The sequence below is a fragment of the Fortiea contorta PCC 7126 genome (genome assembly GCF_000332295.1).
Taxonomy (GTDB): domain Bacteria; phylum Cyanobacteriota; class Cyanobacteriia; order Cyanobacteriales; family Nostocaceae; genus Fortiea; species Fortiea contorta.
On sequence record NZ_KB235930.1, the window covers coordinates 4825615 to 4839484 of the forward strand.

The following is a 13870-nucleotide window of genomic DNA, read 5'->3' on the forward strand; positions in this document are numbered from 1 at the left end:
TCTACTTTGACTATCCATCACTTTACCATCCTAGTTCCGCTACTTATCCTCCATACCACCGACTGAGACGGAACTTTGCCGCTAGATTCTGCTGCTTTTAGCCCTTTATTAGTATTCTTGTACTATATTTAGATGCGTTTGCCCTGGCCTCTACTGCTTTTGATTTTAATTTAAATTTGGAATTGAGATTAGAAGCAAGCATTAAATTAGCTCAAGCATACGGCGTTGCTGATGGCGATATTATTCACAATATAGATGAGCTTGATGCTTTTATGTTGAGCTAATTTTGTTATTATTCATACTGCTTTTAACTCTGGGGTATCTAACTCTGTCTCGCACAACAGACCGTCTTTACAGCGCCAGCACTCAAAAATCACCCGATTTACTGGTAGATTACAGTCGAGTATTTTGACGTGTTGAAAATTTGTTGTCTCGGTTTCTGCTTTCCTTGGCTTTAGTGGTTTCTTAGTTTCTTTGGACTCCATAGTAACGAGTTTACTTAATTAATAGGATGATTTTTTCAGGCAAAGAAGTCAAACCCCAAGCGTACACTATCTCACTGGATGATAAAGCCCACTTTCTGGGTTATAGCTCCAACCCAACCCGCTAGGGTCGCGTCCCCTGCTCCAGCTAATAAACTCCTCCGGCTTTTTTGCTGTAATTCTCTTCTGGGAAAGGGTGTCTTTATCAACGCCCAAACGCTTTGCTAGATTTTGGGGTGTATAAGTATCTATCTTTACCTCACCTTGTCCAGTGTAGTACCGTGAGGATGATTGCCTGGGTTTACTCTTGCTATTGAGGTAGATAATCAGTTGGTTATACGCCTTCTCTAGCTGCTCTACGCGTAAGCTTATAGTCGCCAGTTCCGGAAGCAACTCATCGGTAGAGCCTGACTCTAAGCGTGATTCTAGTTGGGCTACCCGTTCTGACAACTGCTGTATTGAAGCATTGCTATCGATATCAGCAGTGCTATCAAGTTTGGTAACTAATTCTTGGATGCCTTGCAGTAACTCAGTTGTGCGCCCCTGCCTGTGTAACCGTGACAACTCCCGTACAGCCTCTTTTAAGGCAACGGGGACGCGGATCATCTCGCTTGGCGGCTGTTTTTTGCTTTGAGTTTTCTGTGCGGGCATGGTGATATCAGTCTAGATATCGCTATTGTAGGCGGTTTCTTAAACCCACTGACCCCCAAAAATGGAAGTGGTGTTCGTCACTGTCCACGCCCTATTCGTTTACCGTCAGATCACGTATTACTTCGTCAATCCTTACACTTTTATAGAAGAAAATTTCGCCTCATCGCCCGACTTGAGTGTAAATCATCTGACAAATACTTGCCAAACCCCACTCGCAGAAGCGTTGCAATATAGTGCGACAATGGAGCTTTTCACACTACTGGGAGCAAAAGATACGCTTTTAACAATTAAGATGTAGCAAGAGCATTAAACCTCCCCTGCTCCTCTGCTTCCTAAACCCATGAACCCCATTCACCCTGAAAATCTGAGTGTTTTAGAAAATTCGCTGGCGTTGGCGATCGGGGAAGATTTTTCCTTAGAGAATGATCCTGATGTAATTCAGCAGCTGATTGGGGATAAGCGATCGCCCAACACCAAGCGCGAATACCAGAAAGACTTAAAAGATTTCTTCTTGTTTGTTGCCAAAAAAGAACCTAGCCGGGACTTAGTGTTAGAGTTTCTTCACCTAGAACAGCGTCACGCTGTCGCTGTGGTTCTCAAGTACAAGGCACACCTCATCAAGAAAAAACTGGCTGAAGCTACGGTGAATCGTCGGCTCAGTGCAATCAAGTCGATGGTGGCAATGGGGCGGCGGTTGGGTGTGTGCAATTTCTCTTTAGATGATGTCAAAGGTGAAAGGGTCGAAACCTACCGCGACACTACAGGAATTCCGGCGACTGACTATGCTCAAGTTATAGCACTGGTTGACCAGAACACCCAAAAGGGCAAGCGCGATTATGCTATTCTGCGGTTACTTTGGGATAATGGCTTGCGTCGCAATGAGATTGTCAATCTAAATGTGCATGACTTTAACGCCAAAGACAAAACGCTCTCTATTCTAGGTAAAGGCAAGGGTAGCCAAAAGGAAGTGCTTGACTTATCGGATAAAACAGCATTGGCGATCGCCGGTTGGATTAAAGCTTCTAAGAAAAAACGTGGCAGTGACCCGCTTTTTACAGTGCTGGCCTATCACAAAAATGGCGCGAGATTAACTGGAGAGGCAATTAGGCGATTGGTGGATGGGTTATGTAAGCAAGCCGGAATTACTAAGAAGATGTCGCCCCATCGTGTCCGCCACAGTGCGATTACTACAGTATTGGATCTTAATAATGGCAACTACCGTGCTACTCAACGTTTCAGCAGACACGCTCAAGTGCAGACGGTACTGAAATATGATGATAACCGCCAGCGTTTGCAAAAGCAGATGAGTGATTCAATATCAGAATTGATTTAGAAAAGACTCAAAAATTTAGATATTGTTAATTTGAAAATTTCGAGGATTTCTCAGAAGAAAATGATTGTCAACTTTGACTAAATCACCTGTGCAGTAAATCGGTAAACGTTTCTGATAAGCTTTAATAGCTAATGTTACAACGTACAAGTTTCTGCACAAGCAATGCAATATGAGTAGGAACCCAACCTATAGCCTCATCTCCTGACTCTACTGCATACCAAACTGTAAGATATGCTAGTACAGGAAAATGTCCCAAGGGTGCTTCATTGCTAAAGATCAAATCTCTATAGTAAAGCCAGGTGTTTTTATTTCTCCATCCTACGTAATTGCCAAACTTTTCCCAAACACGCTCATCATGCCTGTAATCAGGCTTGCCACCGCAAGTTAAATAAATTCTTTTCTGGACACTGAATCCAAACTGACCATTGCTATATTTTACCCATAGACGATTAATTGTCTGCAAATCGGTACAGGGGAAATGTCTAAGACTTTCCTCATCAAGGCAACCTTCTTCACAATTTGCAGCCATGAACATCATCCCTAAAGTTGCCAAATCAGCCTCTCCCCATCGTTGTGCCTTTAATAAGTCTCGTAGCGGCTTGTAATCAATATCTGCTTCAGAACTCAGATCATCTTCATCCGGTTTTGCTGGCTGATTTGGTCTTTGCTTTTCTACTCTCGTTACCGCAATTTGTTGGAGAGCATTGATCGCCTCCATATCTCGTCCTTGTGTAGTAGCTAATACCTGAATCCAAATTTTCTCTGCCAGATCCAAATTTGCATCCAATTGGGCATATCGGTAAGCATCATTTTTAAGTAATGCAATCTCTGTTGTATTTACCTTTTGTTCATCTAAAGTTTTTTTTTCAAAACTGGTATTGATCCTTGTAAGATATTTTCCATTTGAATGGCAACCATACCTTCATCAAAAGCTCGTTGAAACACATCTTGCTCACCTGAGTTTTTATAACCCAACCCATCATAAAAGCCTTGAGCAAATGCAATTGCTGCTTTGTCTTCAATTGGTTGATTCATGCCAATTACATAATTAATATATTGGCTAATTGCTATAGCAGTTTTTTCTGAATGACAGGCATTGAGCAGCACACAGTTAACATAATCAGCGTGTAACTTAAATAGTGATGCTAAACCTTCTGGAGAGACAGGTTTATCATTTCCCCCATCATCCTCTAATAGCAAGCTGCCATCTGACAAACCATGTCCACAAAAATGAACGATTTGAGGCTGTTCTTCTGCAATAGCACGACGGATATCTTGAGGACGTACAGCAGTCCTAATGCGAATTTCAAATAAATCTCGATTTGTAGCTCGTCGTATAGCTTCTTCAATTTCTCGAATTTCTTTATCCAAACGTAGCCCATGAGGAATTGCTGTTAAAATCAAGATTTTTTGCATCAATGTAGATGGTTCTATTTGTTTGTTAGTACTGTGAGAGTCTAGAGCTTGGATTAACTTTATAATACCTCGTACTACTTCTTTTACAGGTCTTTTGCCTTGACGGGTGGTTAAACCAGCAACCAGACTGCCAATAACACTGGCATCAGAAATATGGACGAAACGATGAGGTTCTCCACGCATTTCCATTGCTAAACGTGAACCTCCTCCACTGCCATCATTACAGCTAGAGCCAATTTGGAGGTCAAGGGGAATAACAGGTTTGTTATCTTCCATGTATAAGTAAGCCAAGTGTTCGACTCCTTCCCCTCCACCAATAATGATGAGGATATCTCCTCGTGGCACTTGACGTTCTCGACGTAAGGCGGCTGATGCCAAACCTACCTTAAGAAAATTTATTTCAACTGCATCTTTATCTTGGAGGAATTCCCATAAATCGCGTCGGTAATCGGGAATTTGGCTTTCTGTCTTACTTGTCCCTGTTGTATATACTAAACGTTCTGGAAAATCAGAGGTACTGACTAGCCCTTGCTGCAAACAGTCATGTATGACACTCAGTGCAGTCCAATCAAAAATGATTGGCAGTGAATTACAGTCATCTGGTATTAAGAGAGGTTCTTTACCAACGCCTGTGATAAACATTGCTCCCTCTATTAACAGTGTCTTTACCAGTTCCGCAACTAACTCATGGGCATAACGAAGGATATTTAAATCTATGCTTGAATTTGCACTACCCGCAATATGAATTCGCAGTCCTTTGACCAACATTAATAACTAATCCCCAAACCACTCTTGCCATTGTTCTTTAGACTTTAACTTATCGCTTGCCTCGATTTTCTTCGTTAATCTTTCCAAATAAGCTGATATACGAGTTCTTGCCTGACTATTTGCTTCTCCTAATGAGTCATCTACGTGTAGTGATTGCCCTGTTTTATCTTTAATTGGTGATTTGACAAGATTGGTTGCTTCACGACAAAGATGTGTCAGCATATCTTTATATGTTCTGCTTCCCTGGTAGTTTTTGAAGGCTTCAATAGCTAGTGATTCTGCGTGGTAGCCAGATATCTTTAGTCCTGTAGGCAGAATATCTTTAACAACTGCCTTAAAAAGTTTGATTGTTGGCACAACTTTACCAGAGAATTCTTTATTAACAGCAGTGAGCTTACGAGCAAATGAATCAGGACGTACTACATTACTCCATTTACCTGTTTCTGGATTAGAAATTCTTAAACCACTTGCAGTTCTTATGGCTGGTAAAACTTGGATTTCTTGTCCATCTGAATAACGGACTGTTACAGCTAGTTTACCTACAGAAACATCAGTATTAGGAAGTCTTTGTTGAATTCGCTGTGCAAAGTAGTCTAAAACTTCTTGAGGAGATTTATTTTCTAAAGACGTGTTGTTAACGAGTACTAATGTATCTACGTCACTCAAACCGTTGATGAATGTATTTTTACGAATTGAGCCACCAAATAATAAGTCAACGCTATTTTCTATTTCTGACTCAATCACTTCCTTAAGAACACTTAAATGCTGCTGAGTAGCCTCTACATCTCTATCATTAAATTCCTTTAATGCACCTTGAAGTAGACTGTTGACTTCTGCGTTATAAGAGGAAGTATCTGTGCTTTCACCTGCACGTTTGAGCATTTGGCTGATGTCTTCTGAGGAACTACTAGAAGACCAGCTATAACTTCCACCACTGCTACCCATAACTCTTACTCCTCAACTTCTAGTCCAGCATTTTTTACCAAATTAAGCACTTGTGGCATGACCTTTTCCCATGCAGAAAATTCTTGGATAAGTTTGGTATTACAAAATTTATTCATTGCATGAGATAACTGTCTAAGATTTTGAAGGTTTTTAATACTATAAAGTTGATTTAGCTTTGATTCAGAATAATGCCAATCTTCCTGCATAAGGGTAGCTGTTGATTGGTACAAGGTTAGACCGTCAACAAAAGCGTAGCGCAGCCAAGCAAGTCCATCAAATATATCTGCTCCACAAAGAAAGTATGAAATCATTAAAACTGGGTCTAGGCATCCTAAAATATGGATTGGTATTTCAATACTTTGTTCTTGGAGAGCGGAACGAATCTTTATAAGATTATGACATCTTTCAAGGATAGAAGTACCTAGTTCTTTTTCTGTTATACCTAATACCGAAAATGAAGTTAAGTGATGACAATGTTCGAGTAAGCTATCTATGTTAATTAATTCTGATTCAGGTATTTCAGGTTTATAAAGAAAATTTGAGGCAAAATTTGGATATCGTTGAAACAGAGATTTAGCAGCTTCTATTTGACTGACTGTTAATTGATGTTTATCCCAATTGTCATAACTTATGAGGACTAATTGAGATAAAGATTGTAAATTATCAAGTACATACTGATGTAATTCTGTAGACCAAGTACGAATAGATGAACAGTCTCTGTTTGCATAGACATCATCTGAAGTAGCAGTTAATTTAATTGCTTGAGTTTCATAACCACCACTGTCTATAAAAATAATATCAGAGGCATAAATATCCATTTCTTGCATTTCATAGTAGATATCATAAGCACTGAGAAGTGAGACATCAGAAATATAGTCTTTTAGAGATGTGTAAATTTCTTTAAATTCAGTAAATCCCCGGCTGGAAAAGGATGGAACAATGAGGGGAGTAGAAACATCAATAATAGAAATTTGACGACATTTACAGGTATCTGAAACTCTCATCCAATGCTCTCCTATCTAAACATGATGGGCATTCTCCACAGGGAATATCACCTCGACGTTCGCAACTAAACGTAATATTTATTGGCACTTTTGCGTTTTTACAATATTTGAAAATATCTTTTTTGGTGAATTCTATAAATGGAGCTTCTATTTGAACCGAACCAGAAAAATAACCATTAAAAATTCGTTGAATATCTTCTAAAAATTCTTTGGAGCAATCGTAATAAGATGTTCCGGCATGAATTCCTATAGCAAATCTGCCCTGCTTAGTAGAAAGAATGCTGGCAGATGATAGCAGTAAGGTTGCGTTGCGACAATGGTATTCTCCTTGAGTGCAGGCAATTTTCAATCCCAAGTCAATTGTATTAAGGGAGATATTGTAATATTGAGCCAATGCTAGGACTGCACAGCGTTCTCCTTCAAAGCTGGGTTGGTTGTAGTTAAAGTGGATACCCTGGACAGTTGAACCGCGTGAAATGTAGAAAGCGATTAACGCTGCGGAATCTATACCTCCCCCAAGTAGTAAATTGACTTGTGCGTCCGATTGAGGCATCAATTGTTTACCCCTAAATATAAGGTCTGAGTATTTAGAGCCGCTTTTGATACTAATTTAGATGCGTACTATTAATACGTTGTTTCAAAAAAATACAGTATACTCCAGTTTTGGGTATTGTGCTTTAGTACAGTCCAATACTAGCCTTTACTACTCACGCCGCCTAATCTCTACACAATACTCAGCCTGTTGCAGCACTTTCACCGTTGCCTTCTCCTGCTTCTCTGGTGGGTAGCCATATTTCCGCAGCAGACGCTTGACTAGCCTTCGCAGGTTCGCTTTGACACTCTCTTTCACAGTACAGTCATTGGTGACGTTGCTGGCGATTTATGAGGCATTGGATTCACCTTTAGAAATTCGTTTGGCAATTCTACTACCAACTCCTCTAAGACCTTGCTTATACTCTTCTTTTATTTTGTATATTTGTTTTCCTAAAGTTTCTTTATCTATGTCATCATTAAAAACTAAATTTATCGGGTCTTGCAAGTAAGGTTTTATTTTATTGACAAAATCTTTGGGAATTGGAATTTTTAGGTCTGCTTTGATTTGATCTAATATATCTGCTTCTACAATTTTTATTTGCTCACCAGCTAAAGTCCCCATTCTAGTTTTAGTTAAAATCTGACTAACGTTATCTAAAACACTGACTTCAACAACATACCCATTTACCAAAATCCTGCACTGGACTACACCATATCTTCTTACATATTCCTTGTGTGGTGCTTCCCAAAGGTTAGAATAAGCTTTTCTAGTCCCAAATACATAACCTAATATACCACTAGATATTTCTATATCTTGTTCGGCGAACTCTCTTAGTTTTTCCCAATCAAGCACAAGATGAATAATTTGTAATCCTGCTAGTTTCTTTTTTAACCACCAGTCAGGTGTGATGGCATTTTTATTTATCTGTCTGGGTGGCTCTATACCTAAAACTACTAAAAAATCTGGTAATTTGAGTATTGTTTCTCTTAACAGATTTTCAGCAGGTAAAACCCTTTTTTTCTTGACTGGACTGCTATTAAGATGCGGTCTGTACTGTGCTATTAATTTTTTCTCTTCTTCATCTAGGTTGATTTCGCTTAACTTCTTGTAATATATATAAAACTTTTTTCTACTCTGTGATGATAATTGGTAAAGTCTATGGTGCGCTTTACCATTCCATCTCTTTTTAAGATTTTTTGCTTTTCCTATATACCATACTATATTGCTTTCATCTAATACATAGTAAATGCCTGAATATTCTGGTAACAAATGTTTATTTTTTAAATCAACCTTCTCTAAATTTAAAATTGACTCGTCAGCATTCATATATAGTGCCAATTATTATTTAATATTTACTTCTGATTTTTTAAACTAGTACATAGTAGAGTTTACTTAGTGTAAACTGCAACTAAAAGTTCGTCATCTGTAACTTTAATAATTGGCATTTTTGTAACAAAGTTAGATTTTTCAATTAAGGAGAAACGTCATATAGCCCGCGCGTCTCGTTTCCTATGTTGCCTTAATATAACAATATTGATATATTTAGAGGGTATGCTGTGCCTGAAACCCGTGTTGTTTTCTACCAGGAAGAAGAAGGGGAAGTTCCTGTCCTTGAATGGCTGACGCGACTTTTGAAAGAAGACCGCAAAGGTTATGCAAACTGTGTTGCTCGAATCAAACAACTTGCGGCTTCAGGTTACGAACTCCGTCGTCCGGCGGCTGATTACTTGCGCGACGGGATATATGAGCTTAGAGCAAAGCATATTCATGTGCAATATCGCATTCTGTACTTCTTTCATGGGCAAAATGTGGCAATTCTCGCACACGCCATTACAAAGGAAGAAGCAGCTGTACCACCAATTGATATTGAACGGGCGATAGCACGAAAGCTTTTATTTGAAGAAAACCCAGAAGTTCACACCTACGTAGAGGAACAAGAGGATGGCGAAGACTAGCGATGCGATAAAAATCATTAACAAGATGACTAGCAGCGACCCTGAGCTTGAGGCAATGGTGGAGGAAGCCTCTATTAATGCAGAGGTGGCACAGCTAATTTATGAAGCCAGAACTTCATCGGGGTTAACACAAAAACAGCTTGCTGAACTTGTTGGGACAAAACAGCCTGTGATTGCGCGGCTTGAAGATGCTGATTACGAGGGACACTCCCTTTCAATGCTGCAAAAAATCGCTCATGCTCTCAATCAAAGGGTAGTTATTCAGCTTGCTCCAATGGAACATGAACAGAGCGCATAGTAAGACGTTATTCCCAAATTGGCAAGATGGTCAAGTGGTTACATTAACCGCCGAACAAATTCCTCCTCTCAAGTCAGATGATTAAACTATTTTCTCTTATTCCAGAACAAATCAAAGATAAACTACCACTGACGGAAGATAAAAAACAACTACTTCAACAAAAAACTATCAGTCAAAATACCCCAGGAACAATTCTGCGGGATTTTCAAACTATTTTAGAATTTCTCCAACCCGAAGGCGTTGAAGTTAGTAGCAATCATCACCAATTCTCTCTTAAATATCTCCAGCAACTTAACTCTCAATTGAGTTATTCCATAGATATTAATCTCAAACGTCCTGTACAAAAATCCTATCCTTATATTCACGGTCTTTATTTCCTCCTCCGCACCTCTGGACTGTCTCAAGTTATTACCGAAGGTAAAAAGACCAAATTGGTTTTAGACCAAAATCTTCTGCCAATTTGGCAAGGATTAAACCCCACAGAACAATATTTCACCCTGTTAGAATCTTGGTTAGTTTGGGGAGAAAGTGAACTATTAGGCGACCAAAGAGATATGTTTGACCAAGCATATCGCTGTTTATTATTTTGGCAAAAACTCTCAGAATCAGGATTAAATTTCTCTAATTATTCAGAACAAGATAAATTAGTTTATTATCCTGGTTTACATAATCTCGCTCTTTTACATTTATTTGGATTAATTGAACTGACATCAGTCAAACCACAAGCCGCTAAAGGCTGGCGTTTTACTCATGTAAAACCCTTACCTTGGGGGAATGCCATCATGGCTGTATTAACAGAAAATCGCTCAAATATAAAAGTAGAAGATTATGCCGAAATTAGAGAAGATTTTCGCATTGCTTTTGACAATTTAAAACCTTATTTCCAACCTTATTTCCCTGAATGGTCACAAACTTTAGTGATTGCCAAAGGCGGTTTTACAGAGGGTATTCATATATTTAAAGCCACTTTGCAAGATGCTTGGCGGCGGATTGCTATTCCTAGCGACTTGAATTTAGATGAAGTTGCTGCCGCAATTGTGCAAGCATTTGATTTTGACCCGGAACACCTCTACAGATTTATTCACAAAGACCGTTTAGGAAGAACTAAGGAATTTAATCATCCTTTTGTCGAAATTCCCCCTAATACCTGCGATTTTCGCTTAGGTGATTTATCCCTAGAGGTAGGTAATCATTTACAATTTATCTTTGATTTATTGGAAGAATGGGAATTTGATTTATACCTAGAGGAAATTGACACTGACAATAGTCAGATAAAACAACCACAAGTTCTAGAATCTCATGGTCAACCTCCAGAGCAAGAAGAACGAGAATGGCAAGTATATTTTATAGAACCTGATAAAGATTAAAATTTATTGTTCTAAAAATACATCTTTGCTTAATTTATAGCGTTTGCAAAAGTAGATGAGTGGCTCGATATCAGAACTTATTTAGGCAAGACCTAAAGATTTAAATATTATTAATTTGAATTTTTTGAGGATTTTTGAGAATGAAATGACTGTCTTCTTTTACTAAATCGCCTGTGCAACGAATTGGTAAACGTTCCTGATAAGCTTTAATAGCTAAGATATAATCATGGTCAGCTAGTTCGGTTTTTATTTCTTGTAATTTTTCAAAAATTGACCCAAGTAAAGTAATTTCTCCACTCAATTTATCAAGAGAAGGAGTAGCAATTTGCATGACTACACCAAGAACCGTGAAGTTGGGATAATTGGTAATAAATTCACTTAATATATCAACTTGGTCACGATTTTCTACTGCCGATAATGTTTTTAATATATCGCTGATTCTTTCGGCATAATCTCCTAAATTATGTTGGAGAGGTAGCAAGATTTCATATTCAGGAGTGGCATCTTTTTTCAGTCGCCAAATTGCCCCAGCATCATTATATATACGCCCTGTTTCATGCCAACCTGTTGCTTGCAAGTGTGCCTGGATAACATCAGGGTTAACAGTTTTGAGTATTTCACTATCTTTGATAGTAACTTTCATGGCAAATCTCCAAAACTAATGCGTTGAATAATGGATTGGAGTGATAGGGGTGTCAACTGATTACTACGGGGTATTTCAATAGTAACATTGGTTAGATTTTCGGTGTCTGGCATTCCGCGCAATGATACCCAGTAACCACAATGTCTTAGACACAGTTCATCTTCGGTTTGTTTTATCCAGTCTGTTATCTTTTCAGGAACTAAAACGAGTACTAAGATCCGAGGGACAAGGGCATTGATTTTTAAATCATTATAATTTTTGAGATTGAGGGGATATTTAATATAATTTTCCTCAAGAATATCTCTAGCTGTACATTTTAGTTGTAGTTCTAGTCTAGGAGAAAGGATTTTACCTGTGCCACCTCTGCTAACTATGCCTAAATCTACGCTGTCGTTATCAACTTCTGGTCTATATAAAGAATAACCTGCAACGGCGGCGATGGCTCTAACATAGGTAATGCTAAATTGTTCTTTTTGTTGATTGATGTCCATTAAATTATCATCAGGGAATGTTTCATAGAAAAAAACAGCACATACTATTGATAAATTTACCTAAATTAGCCGTAATTATTCCTAGTTCCAATTAATTAGAGCAAACTGCACCCAGCAGTGCCGGGATGGGTGGTGACGCGACAATCCAGCCTCCCATTACCCCGTCAGGTGATGCCTGCGGCGGGCTGCGCCATCACACACAGTCAAGCGTCGAGAATGTAACAACCTCTACGCCCGATCTGTCTCGCCTCTCCAAGCTGTGATTGCATGATTGCACTGCGTTCCGCGCAATTGCCGTTCGCGGAGCGTTCCGCTCTAAAGGCGGGTCTTTGATCATCGCTCCCAGTTCTGGGGGAAAAGCCATCACAAAGCGGTAAACTGTCTACACCGGATGTGTATAACCAAGTGTAGAAATGGCGAAAGTTGAACGGGAATCAATCAACTTCAAACTACCCAAGCCCTTAGTCCAAGCACTTAGAGCCGCAGCCAAAGAGCGCAACACCACCGCCACAGATTTAGTGATTCAGGGTCTACGTTACGTCCTGGGTGAAGTAAATGGTATGGAAACTGATGTAGAAACCCGTCTTTCTCAACTAGAAACAGAATTAGAACGTCTTGCTAACGGTGTAGAATCGCGTGTAGATAATAAATTAGGGCAGCATTCCCAACGGTTGAGCAGCCTAGAACAAAGGCTAGAAGCTTTGGCAACTAGGCTAACCCAATTGTCAGGGCAGCCCTACAAAAGTGCAAGAAGGCAGGCTTACCCGTACAATAGCCAAGTTCCCCAATCAATAGAACTTCAGCCATTCCTAGCAGAGAATTTAGCTAAAAGATTGGGAGTTGATACGGCAACCCTGGCGCGTGAGCAAAAAAGCAAGAGTCAATCTGAGTTTGAAAGCTGGAGCCGCAATCGAGATCCCAGTAGTACAGGGTGGCGATATCAGAATGACGGGCTTTACCATCCCATCAAGTAAACTCCAATCGAAAGCAAATCAGTGGGTTAACTGCGATCGCCCCTCATCCTCCAAAACAGGTGCTAGACAAACCCATGTTACAACTGTATTATTAAAAATAACCTTAATTACAAATACTACAAGCCTTCAATGAGCCGCAGATTGTCCTTAACCATTAGTAGCGCGATACATTGCCAACCCAACAAGGGTTTAGGCAGAGTTGTTGCGCTGTTTGCGTTTGAGGGAAGAACATATCGCTTTAGCTGCGCCGATAAATCTACAAATGTAGGCGTTTTGGGAGCAATTGCCGAATGGCTGAATCCAGATCAACTTATCCAGAGCGGGAGGTGCAGATGTCTAGCACCAACATAGGGACAAAAGTATCAACTATCTGACCCCCGCACCTGAGCACCAGAGGCGGGGGTTATTTTTTCAGGAGTGAATCACATGGAAGCTCAACCACCTTTTCAGCAACCACACATATTACAAAACTCAGTGGTGGTGTTCTCTAAAAACTACCTACCACTAGCACGCATCAACATTAAACGGGCAATAGTGCTATTAGTCACAGGTCAAGCAGAGTCTGTGAATTTTGGTACTACAAAGCAGTGGGAAGTTCGTTCTCCCAGCGTTGTACTACAAGTACCAGAACATATCCGCTTAACTGTTGGCAATCCCGAACGGCATTGGAAAGTACCTCCTGTCAACCGTCGTGAAGTTTTGAGGCGAGACAACCACACCTGCCAATACTGCGGTAGTACCAAGCATCTAACGCTTGACCATGTAATACCCCGCTCAAAAGGTGGACAGCATACTTGGGACAACGTTGTAACAGCGTGTGAAAAATGCAATTCAACCAAGAGTGATCGCTTGCCGCATGAAGCAGGAATGATACTGAAAACCAAGCCCAAAGCCCCAATTCACCCAGCAGTTGCATTTGCTGAACAATTTTGGAACGCACAACGCCTGAGTGAATCTGAGTAATTTACTCAATCTTAGTCAGAGAGGACAATACCGCAATTACATCAC

16 protein-coding genes are annotated in these 13870 nt (G+C 39.8%); 6 read left to right on the plus strand and 10 right to left on the minus strand.

The features are described from left to right. Window positions 1–551: 551 nt before the first annotated feature. Window positions 552–1133: an Hpt domain-containing protein gene (locus MIC7126_RS0122515; protein ID WP_017655409.1), complete on the minus strand. Its 582-nt coding sequence runs from the start codon at window positions 1131–1133 to the stop codon at window positions 552–554. Window positions 1134–1473: 340 nt separating this feature from the next. On the opposite strand from MIC7126_RS0122515, the gene MIC7126_RS0122525 reads away from it, so the two are divergent. Continuing rightward, window positions 1474–2466: a tyrosine-type recombinase/integrase gene (locus MIC7126_RS0122525; RefSeq protein WP_017655411.1), complete on the plus strand. Its 993-nt coding sequence runs from the start codon at window positions 1474–1476 to the stop codon at window positions 2464–2466. A 121-nt stretch (window positions 2467–2587) separates the two neighbouring features. Here MIC7126_RS0122525 and MIC7126_RS28170 read toward each other — a convergent pair whose 3' ends face one another. The 7 genes from MIC7126_RS28170 to MIC7126_RS28180 form a co-directional block, all read right to left on the minus strand. Beyond that, window positions 2588–3253, minus strand: coding sequence for a GUN4 domain-containing protein (locus MIC7126_RS28170; protein ID WP_238553674.1), 666 nt, complete (start codon window positions 3251–3253; stop codon window positions 2588–2590). Window positions 3254–3318: 65 nt separating this feature from the next. Next, window positions 3319–4650 (minus strand): CHAT domain-containing protein, encoded by a 1332-nt coding sequence (locus MIC7126_RS31045; RefSeq protein ID WP_017655413.1) that lies wholly within the window; start codon window positions 4648–4650, stop codon window positions 3319–3321. Between the two features lie 6 nt (window positions 4651–4656). Next, window positions 4657–5595 carry a CBASS oligonucleotide cyclase gene (locus MIC7126_RS0122540; protein ID WP_017655414.1) on the minus strand — a complete coding sequence of 313 codons (939 nt, stop codon included), beginning with the start codon at window positions 5593–5595 and terminating at the stop codon, window positions 4657–4659. Between the two features lie 5 nt (window positions 5596–5600). Further along, window positions 5601–6599 (minus strand): hypothetical protein, encoded by a 999-nt coding sequence (locus MIC7126_RS0122545; protein WP_017655415.1) that lies wholly within the window; start codon window positions 6597–6599, stop codon window positions 5601–5603. Next, a complete protein-coding gene (locus MIC7126_RS0122550) occupies window positions 6577–7152 on the minus strand; it encodes a 7-cyano-7-deazaguanine synthase (protein ID WP_017655416.1) in 576 nt (191 codons plus the stop codon). Before MIC7126_RS0122550 ends, MIC7126_RS0122545 begins: the two co-directional genes overlap by 23 nt. A 150-nt stretch (window positions 7153–7302) precedes the next feature. Next, window positions 7303–7479 carry a type I restriction enzyme endonuclease domain-containing protein gene (locus MIC7126_RS29670; protein WP_161606864.1) on the minus strand — a complete coding sequence of 59 codons (177 nt, stop codon included), beginning with the start codon at window positions 7477–7479 and terminating at the stop codon, window positions 7303–7305. Continuing rightward, entirely contained in the window at window positions 7480–8460 is a 981-nt protein-coding gene (locus tag MIC7126_RS28180) for a GIY-YIG nuclease family protein (RefSeq protein WP_017655417.1), read from the minus strand. Window positions 8461–8690: 230 nt separating this feature from the next. Between MIC7126_RS28180 and MIC7126_RS0122560 the strand changes: the two genes are divergently transcribed. The 3 genes from MIC7126_RS0122560 (at window position 8691) to MIC7126_RS0122570 (ending at window position 10754) form a co-directional block, all read left to right on the plus strand. Then, complete coding sequence (locus tag MIC7126_RS0122560; protein WP_017655418.1) at window positions 8691–9089, plus strand: type II toxin-antitoxin system RelE/ParE family toxin; 399 nt, start codon at window positions 8691–8693, stop codon at window positions 9087–9089. Then, window positions 9076–9387: a helix-turn-helix domain-containing protein gene (locus MIC7126_RS0122565; protein WP_017655419.1), complete on the plus strand. Its 312-nt coding sequence runs from the start codon at window positions 9076–9078 to the stop codon at window positions 9385–9387. Before MIC7126_RS0122560 ends, MIC7126_RS0122565 begins: the two co-directional genes overlap by 14 nt. 77 nt (window positions 9388–9464) lie before the next feature. Next, window positions 9465–10754 carry an IS1096 element passenger TnpR family protein gene (locus tag MIC7126_RS0122570; protein ID WP_017655420.1) on the plus strand — a complete coding sequence of 430 codons (1290 nt, stop codon included), beginning with the start codon at window positions 9465–9467 and terminating at the stop codon, window positions 10752–10754. Window positions 10755–10854: 100 nt separating this feature from the next. On the opposite strand, the gene MIC7126_RS0122575 is transcribed toward MIC7126_RS0122570, so the two are convergent. Next, window positions 10855–11397 carry a hypothetical protein gene (locus MIC7126_RS0122575; protein ID WP_017655421.1) on the minus strand — a complete coding sequence of 181 codons (543 nt, stop codon included), beginning with the start codon at window positions 11395–11397 and terminating at the stop codon, window positions 10855–10857. After that, window positions 11394–11888 (minus strand): DUF4365 domain-containing protein, encoded by a 495-nt coding sequence (locus tag MIC7126_RS0122580; protein WP_017655422.1) that lies wholly within the window; start codon window positions 11886–11888, stop codon window positions 11394–11396. Before MIC7126_RS0122580 ends, MIC7126_RS0122575 begins: the two co-directional genes overlap by 4 nt. A gap of 413 nt (window positions 11889–12301) precedes the next feature. Here MIC7126_RS0122580 and MIC7126_RS0122585 point away from each other — a divergent pair, with 413 nt between their 5' ends. Together MIC7126_RS0122585 and MIC7126_RS0122590 are read left to right on the plus strand one after the other, a co-directional pair. After that, the gene (locus MIC7126_RS0122585) at window positions 12302–12862 is read left to right on the plus strand and encodes a hypothetical protein (RefSeq protein ID WP_017655423.1); all 561 of its coding nucleotides are present in this window, start codon (window positions 12302–12304) and stop codon (window positions 12860–12862) included. A gap of 426 nt (window positions 12863–13288) precedes the next feature. Continuing rightward, window positions 13289–13825, plus strand: coding sequence for an HNH endonuclease (locus tag MIC7126_RS0122590; RefSeq protein WP_017655424.1), 537 nt, complete (start codon window positions 13289–13291; stop codon window positions 13823–13825). Window positions 13826–13870 lie beyond the last annotated feature (45 nt).

Bases quoted from the DNA above. Each gene is read 5' to 3' on its own strand.
- MIC7126_RS0122515 (WP_017655409.1), bottom strand. From the start codon at position 1,133: ATGCCCGCACAGAAAACTCAAAGCAAAAAACAGCCGCCAAGCGAGATG.
- MIC7126_RS0122525 (WP_017655411.1), top strand. From the start codon at position 1,474: ATGAACCCCATTCACCCTGAAAATCTGAGTGTTTTAGAAAATTCGCTG.
- MIC7126_RS31045 (WP_017655413.1), bottom strand. From the start codon at position 4,650: ATGTTGGTCAAAGGACTGCGAATTCATATTGCGGGTAGTGCAAATTCA.
- MIC7126_RS0122540 (WP_017655414.1), bottom strand. From the start codon at position 5,595: ATGGGTAGCAGTGGTGGAAGTTATAGCTGGTCTTCTAGTAGTTCCTCA.
- MIC7126_RS0122545 (WP_017655415.1), bottom strand. From the start codon at position 6,599: ATGAGAGTTTCAGATACCTGTAAATGTCGTCAAATTTCTATTATTGAT.
- MIC7126_RS0122550 (WP_017655416.1), bottom strand. From the start codon at position 7,152: ATGCCTCAATCGGACGCACAAGTCAATTTACTACTTGGGGGAGGTATA.
- MIC7126_RS28180 (WP_017655417.1), bottom strand. From the start codon at position 8,460: ATGAATGCTGACGAGTCAATTTTAAATTTAGAGAAGGTTGATTTAAAA.
- MIC7126_RS0122565 (WP_017655419.1), top strand. From the start codon at position 9,076: ATGGCGAAGACTAGCGATGCGATAAAAATCATTAACAAGATGACTAGC.
- MIC7126_RS0122570 (WP_017655420.1), top strand. From the start codon at position 9,465: ATGATTAAACTATTTTCTCTTATTCCAGAACAAATCAAAGATAAACTA.
- MIC7126_RS0122575 (WP_017655421.1), bottom strand. From the start codon at position 11,397: ATGAAAGTTACTATCAAAGATAGTGAAATACTCAAAACTGTTAACCCT.
- MIC7126_RS0122580 (WP_017655422.1), bottom strand. From the start codon at position 11,888: ATGGACATCAATCAACAAAAAGAACAATTTAGCATTACCTATGTTAGA.
- MIC7126_RS0122585 (WP_017655423.1), top strand. From the start codon at position 12,302: ATGGCGAAAGTTGAACGGGAATCAATCAACTTCAAACTACCCAAGCCC.
- MIC7126_RS0122590 (WP_017655424.1), top strand. From the start codon at position 13,289: ATGGAAGCTCAACCACCTTTTCAGCAACCACACATATTACAAAACTCA.